Source organism: Bacillus sp. JJ1533 (assembly GCF_036965045.1).
Lineage (GTDB): Bacteria > Bacillota > Bacilli > Bacillales > Bacillaceae_L > Ferdinandcohnia.
Window position 1 is genome coordinate 9,829 of sequence record NZ_JBALOV010000033.1, and the last position, 6,607, is coordinate 16,435.

The following is a 6,607-nucleotide window of genomic DNA, read 5'->3' on the forward strand; positions in this document are numbered from 1 at the left end:
TGCATTTTTTAGGCTCTTTTTATATTCATGAATGATACTGCCATTCATAACATTTTTTAAATGCAATAAATTATTTTATTGCAAGCAAAAGCAAATTAAAGTCCGTTTTAAAAGCAAATATTAATGTAAAAACCATTGAGAAGTTCCTCTCATTTCATGTGAAATTCTTCTGTTATTGGCTGGTGCATTTTTAGTATGATAAGGTTGAATTTTTTGTGTTGGTTTATAAATATTAGAAAGCATATAGTTGGAATGATAGTTTTTATGGTAAGTGAGGATTATATATCTTGCAACTTTAATATCCATATGTACATTGGGGTTTCGAAGCCTTTTGCTATGTTTTAAAAAATGTAGTTTTTTAAATCTTTATCTGATGGGGCTGTGTGAAAGTAAAAGGATCCGACCTGAACGGTAGTAAGAACTCGACATTCACCATTTCGAACATTTTTGTAATTGTCCAATCCTATTTTTTTGCTAGTCTTTTTCTAATTAATTTTTTTAGAATCTCATCTTTCATTTGGTGAAAATCGTCAAATTCTCTTGGTACTTTTGCATATTTGTTAATGACGTGGATTGCTGCTGCAATTTGTTCGATTGAAAATAACATGGACAACGAGCTCCTTTAGGTTATTAATGAGTTTGATAACGAGGTAATCTGATGATGTGGATTCAATGCAGGTTTTATATCTAACAATATACATCAATAAAGGTTAACTTTCTGTTAAGTTCATCACACTATGTGTAAATATTTGTCGGAATTTGCGATAAGAAGAGATGGAAGTTGGATAAAACTGACCATAAATAAAATGCATTAGATAAACTAATAAAAGTGGTAGAAGCTGGGAACAACTTATTAGAAGGTGTCTTCTTAAAAATACAATATACTTAATAACCCGCTCCTAGAAACAGGAAGGATTATTAGAAAGGTTAGAGAATAATACAGATTTTATTGTGAAAGATTTCAATTAACGCCAACGGTGAAGTAATGTTGTTGAAAGATGAACTAAATCATGGGTTCATCTTTTTTGTCTATCTTTTAGTTTAACTATTCTGGCTAATTGTCGAGCGCTGTTAAAAATACGATACTTTTGTCGCTATTCTACTAGTTAAGGTATAAATCTTTACATTCCCAATCGGCCCATAGAAAAATAATAAAAATACCATAAACGGACTTAATAATACCATGTTTCGCCATTAAAATTTTTGATTTCACCATTATAGAGTATAGCATGTCAAAAGTAGGAAAATAGTAATAATGAGATTCTCATAAAGAATAGCTATACACGGCTATATTGTTTTTATCACCTAAAAGGGGGGAGGTTGATGAAGAAGGAAAAAATCAGTGATATCCAGCTTATATATTTGATGATTGGCTATGTATTAGGTACAGCGATTATTCTGGGGTTAGGTGCAGAGGTTAAGCAGGATGCATGGTTATTTCCAGTTGTAGGGTTATTAGGCGGTCTCATCCTAATGGCTATTTTTACTCAATTATCAATCTACTATCAGGGTGACACGTTGGTTCAAATGATTCCGAAGATTATTGGGAAATATCTTTCTTACCCTGTGATTTTCTTGTACATATTGCACTTTACATATTCAGCTGCAAGGGCGTGTAGAGAATTAGGGGATTTGATTGTCTCTACCATATTAACCGAAACCCCAATTATAGTCGTAATTGGAAGTTTTATGATCTTAATGATTTATTGTCTAGGGAGCGGAATAGAGGCATTAGGTCGTATGGCGGAAATTGTGTTTCCTATTTATATTTTTTCACTCATAATAATTTGGCTTCTTTTGTTAACTGTTGAACAATTTAATATTAATAATGTTACCCCTATTCTTGGAGATGGTGTTCGTTCATTTTCAAAAAAGGCAATTCCAAATTCTATAAACTTCCCGTTTGGTGAAACGATAGTTATTATGATGTTTTTCCCATTTTTGGGTAAGAAGCATAATATAAGGAAGATAGGAATGTACACCATTGTACTAGGTGGAATATTGTTAACAATCAACACTATTATGGTGATATCTGTAGTTGGTCCAGAAATTTATAAAATAGATTATTTTAATTTTCTTGTAGCTGTCCAATTGGTTTCAGTTGCAGATTTTCTCGAACGTTTTGATGCACTTGTTATACTAATGATGGTTTCAGGAGTCTTTTTTAAGGTCGGAGGATTTACATTTGGAGCAATGGTTGGGATTTCTCAGCTATTCAACTTAAAACAATCTCGCTCAGTAATGATTGGTCTTGCAACGATCATTACACCATTATCTCTCATAAGCGCAACAAGCTATGTAGAACATATAGATATAGGATTCAAGCTTTATGTTCCATATGTACATACTTTATTACAAATCATTTTACCAATCCTGTTCTTATGTATTGCGTTTATCCGCAAAAAAATAGAGTTATAATAGCCGGTTCACAGGTATGGAAGGTGTAAATATGAAGATTCTTAGGAAAAAAAATAAAGATGTTCCTAATATACAAATTGATCATCTAGAAATAGGTCAGGATCAAAATGAGGTTGATGTTTTATCGGAAAGCCTTCAAGAAAATGGTACTAAAATTAAGAAACTTTTTGAAGGAACCGCCGATTTTACTTTCCGGGAATTTGAGATTGATAACCTCTGTTATGCGATGATTATTTATCTAGATGGACTTGTGGATTTAGAAAAAATAGAATTACATGTTATCAATCCCTTGATAAAGAATAACCAAGCAATTGTGCAGCAATCAGAGCTAAAAATAGATTACGTTTTAGAACAGTTAAGTTCAGCTGACGTAAAACAAGGTGAAACAATCCAAGCAGTGATTGATCAAATTTTGATTGGGAGTACGGTACTACTCATTAATGGTATAAATAAAGCAATTTTTATAGGTGAACAATCATGGGAGCAACGATCTGTTAGTGAACCTATATCAGAAGCGGTTGTCATAGGACCGAGAGAAGGGTTTACCGAAAATATCAGAACGAATGCAAGCATGATTCGAAGACGTTTAAAAACCACAAAACTAAAACTAGAAAGTATGCAAATAGGTAGGCTTTCGAAAACGGAGGTAATCATCACTTATCTTGAAAATACAGCACAACATTCAATCGTTGAAGAAGTTCGTACTAGATTAAGACAAATTGATATCGATGCGATTGAGGATAGTGGGTACATTGTAGAATTTATTGAGGATACTCCTTACTCTGTATTTCCGCAAGTATTGCAAACAGAACGTCCTGATAGAGTTGTTGGCAACCTTCTAGAAGGAAAGGTTGCAGTTATTGTTGATAATAGTCCATTTGCACTTATTGTTCCGGTTACTTTTTTTGGAATGATGAATTCTCCAGAAGATTATTATGGAAGATTTATCATGACCTCTTTTATTCGATTAATCCGATATTTATTCTTATTGATCGCGTTGATGTTTCCCGCTATTTATATTGCCGTGACAACATTTCATCAAGAACTATTGCCAACAAACCTTCTGTTCAGTGTCGCGGCATCAAGGGAAAAGGTGCCGTTTCCAGCAGTTATTGAGGCATTGTTAATGGAAATTACATTTGAAGCATTACGTGAGGCTGGCCTGCGATTACCTAGACCAATTGGATCGACGGTAAGCATTGTGGGTGCCCTGGTCATTGGGCAAGCAGCTGTTGAGGCAGGGATTGTCTCCGCTCCATTAGTAATTGTCGTGTCGACAACAGGAATTGCCTCATTTATGTTTCCAAATTATCCATTGACAGGAGCAATTCGACTCCTTCGTTTTTTTATGATTTTTTTAGCTGGAACGTTAGGATTTTATGGCATCTTCCTTGGAGTCTTTTTTATTTTAGTTCATCTTGTTCAGCTTCGTTCCTTTGGTGTTCCCTATTTGTCGCCGGTTTCTCCGTTTAATTTAAATAATATGAAGGATATATTCATACGAGTTCCCTGGTGGAAAATGGATCAACGTCCAGAACAAACTGGAAAAAGGAATATAAGGCGTTTAGGCGTTCGCTTTCGAAAATACTGATTTGTGAAGGAAAGGACGGAGAAGCATAAATGAAAAAAATGAGAATGCTGCTAATAGTGGTATTTACAATTCATTTGCTAACAGGCTGTTGGGACCGCCTAGAGGTGAACGATATTGCCATTATTACTGCAATTGGATTAGACCTAATTAAAGACGATCAGATTCGTTTATCACTCCAAGTGGCCATTCCATCAAAATTAGGACCCACTGGAGGAAGCGGTGGAGGTAGTAGCAATAATAGTACATATATCATTTCAGAGACCGGAAACACCGTATCTGAAGCTTACCGAAACCTACAAATGAAGACTTCAAGACGTATCTTTTTTGCACAAAGTAGGGTTTTATTAATCGGAGAGGATTTAGCAAGAAAGGGTGTTGCAAATATTATTGATTTTCATTCAAGATATCATGAACCTCGTATCAACAGTTTTATTATGTTTACAAAAGGAGAAGCAACTGAAGTACTTAAAGAAATTCCGAAATTAGAAAGTGTTTCTGCAGAGGAAACGAAAGAGCTTGTAAAACTAAGTGTTGGGCTATCTATTTTTGTGAATGATTTTTTAAACATGCTTCTTACGGATGGAATGGAACCATTTGCGCCAGAGTTTGCACTAACATCACTAGAAGGAGACGAGAAAAATGATTCAGGGAAGGGACAAGTTCTTAATGGAACTGCCGTGTTTAAAGGGGATAAACTAGTGGGATGGATAGATAAAGCTAAAACTCGGGGAATTTTATGGCTTCGCAATGAAATGGAAAAAGGAGTTATTACGATTGAAATCCCTAAGGAAGAAGGGGATGGATATATTAGTATAGATATTACAAAAGCAGAAGTAAAAATTATTCCAAACATGGAACATGATAAAATAGCAATCACAGTTAATGTAATCTCAGATATGACTGTCATGGAAAATGATTCAAAGTTAAAACTAGATGACCCAAAAGTAATCGAAAGCCTACAAAAAGATGTTGAATCTGATATTAAGGAAAGAATACAAATGGTAATAGATATTGCCCAAAAAGATTTCCAGTCAGATATATTTGGATTTGGACAAGCTGTCTATAAAAAATATCCAAAGGAATGGAATTTAAAATATAAACAGAATTGGGAACAGGAATTTTCACAAGTGGAGGTTGCCATTCAGCCAAAGGTTTTCATTAGAAGCATTGGATTAATTAAATAACATCAATATATAGTAAGTAGGAATTTGTAAATGTTAAAAATATTTATCTTGACCCTCATATTTGTTGCACTCTTTTCTTGGGAAGCAAGGCGATTAGTGAAGAAAAAAGAAATAAAAGAATTAGTCGTTTTTTCATTTCTTATCCTAATAGGATTCGCATTAAGTATCGTATTGGTTATCAAATCATTTTTTTAACATGAATCATTGTTCAAGTCTATTTGGAAAGTTCATCCGGAGTGAAAGCAACCTAAATCCATTACCTGAACTACTAAAAGACCTAACTATTTTTATAAGAAGATAAACATGGAGTGATTATTACAAAAACAAAATTTATTAAGAAGAACCTGTTTAAGTACTGTAAAAAGTAATTAAAGTTCTAGATTTGAAACACCCTCCAAACAAGGGTGTTATTTGGCGGTTACTTTGCTTAAATTATTTCAAAATTTGTTCTTTTTATAAGGACAAGTATAGTACTTAGTATCAAGATTCTTGATAACTCCTGCTTAGTAAATTTATTTATCTAGCAACTATGAATCCACCCAGTGAAAATATATAGACAAAAGAGGTAATTAAAGGAAAGCCGTGGAGTTCATAGAACACCGATTCTAAGTACCTAATCATATTAAAATAGAGAGGATTATAAGAAAAATTGTAGAATAATACACTCTATAATGTGAAGTTTTTCACTTAAACTAACGAAGCAGGATAGTTGAAGAAGAAATACAAATGTTGGTATTCGAATTATAGTGTAAGCCATCAATAATTATATAACATTTAATAATCAATTTACGTTTTAGATAAACTACATTCTTCTAGGGTGTAGTTATTTTTATAATAATAATGTAAAATATATGTTTAAAATGTAAAATATATGTTACTATTTACTTGGAGGTATAAAGGGGTGATGAAAAGATTTGAAAGATATATCTGTTAAAAATAAAGTAAAACTTGCCCGCATTGAAAAAGGTAATTTAACTCAAATTGAATTGGCAAAATTAGTCGGAGTGACACGACAGACTATGAATTTAATCGAAGCACAGAAATATAATCCAACCATTAAAGTTTGTTTACTCATCAGTAGGTATTTAGAACGTCCCATTGATGAATTATTTTGGGCAGAGGAATAACCAACTATAAAGGAGTGGATGAAACCAATGCGAGCTAATTTTCTACTAGTAATAATTGGTTCAGTAGTAGGTTTTGGGATTGTGTACCTGATTACAGGACAAATACAATGGGGGATAATTGTTGGGCTTCTTATTGGGGTAGGGAGTGCAAAATGGTTACGTGTGCAGAAACACAAAGCTAGTGATGAAATTGAATACGATGAAAGAGTTAATAACAATATTAAAATAGCGTCGTTTCAAACCTTCTCCATTGCAAATCTATTGTTATTTATTTACTTATTATATTC

At 33.3% G+C, this 6,607-nt stretch carries 6 protein-coding genes; 5 read left to right on the forward strand and 1 reads right to left on the reverse strand.

What is annotated here, in order from left to right; all coding sequences use genetic code 11:
* Positions 1-463: 463 nt before the first annotated feature.
* Positions 464-607 carry a YkyB family protein gene (locus tag V7138_RS17465; protein WP_335399680.1) on the reverse strand — a complete coding sequence of 48 codons (144 nt, stop codon included), beginning with the start codon at positions 605-607 and terminating at the stop codon, positions 464-466.
* A 716-nt stretch (positions 608-1,323) separates the two neighbouring features.
* Here V7138_RS17465 and V7138_RS17470 point away from each other — a divergent pair.
* The 5 genes from V7138_RS17470 to V7138_RS17490 form a co-directional block, all read left to right on the forward strand.
* Positions 1,324-2,418 carry a GerAB/ArcD/ProY family transporter gene (locus V7138_RS17470; RefSeq protein ID WP_335399682.1) on the forward strand — a complete coding sequence of 365 codons (1,095 nt, stop codon included), beginning with the start codon at positions 1,324-1,326 and terminating at the stop codon, positions 2,416-2,418.
* 31 nt (positions 2,419-2,449) lie between these two features.
* Positions 2,450-4,009, forward strand: a complete 1,560-nt coding sequence (locus V7138_RS17475) for a spore germination protein (RefSeq protein ID WP_335399684.1) — start codon at positions 2,450-2,452, stop codon at positions 4,007-4,009.
* A gap of 29 nt (positions 4,010-4,038) precedes the next feature.
* The gene (locus V7138_RS17480) at positions 4,039-5,193 is read left to right on the forward strand and encodes a Ger(x)C family spore germination protein (RefSeq protein ID WP_335399686.1); all 1,155 of its coding nucleotides are present in this window, start codon (positions 4,039-4,041) and stop codon (positions 5,191-5,193) included.
* Positions 5,194-6,107: 914 nt separating this feature from the next.
* Entirely contained in the window at positions 6,108-6,320 is a 213-nt protein-coding gene (locus tag V7138_RS17485; protein WP_438824372.1) for a helix-turn-helix transcriptional regulator, read from the forward strand.
* A gap of 27 nt (positions 6,321-6,347) precedes the next feature.
* Positions 6,348-6,607 (forward strand): hypothetical protein (locus tag V7138_RS17490; RefSeq protein WP_335399687.1); only part of this gene is annotated, 260 nt, incomplete at its 3' end.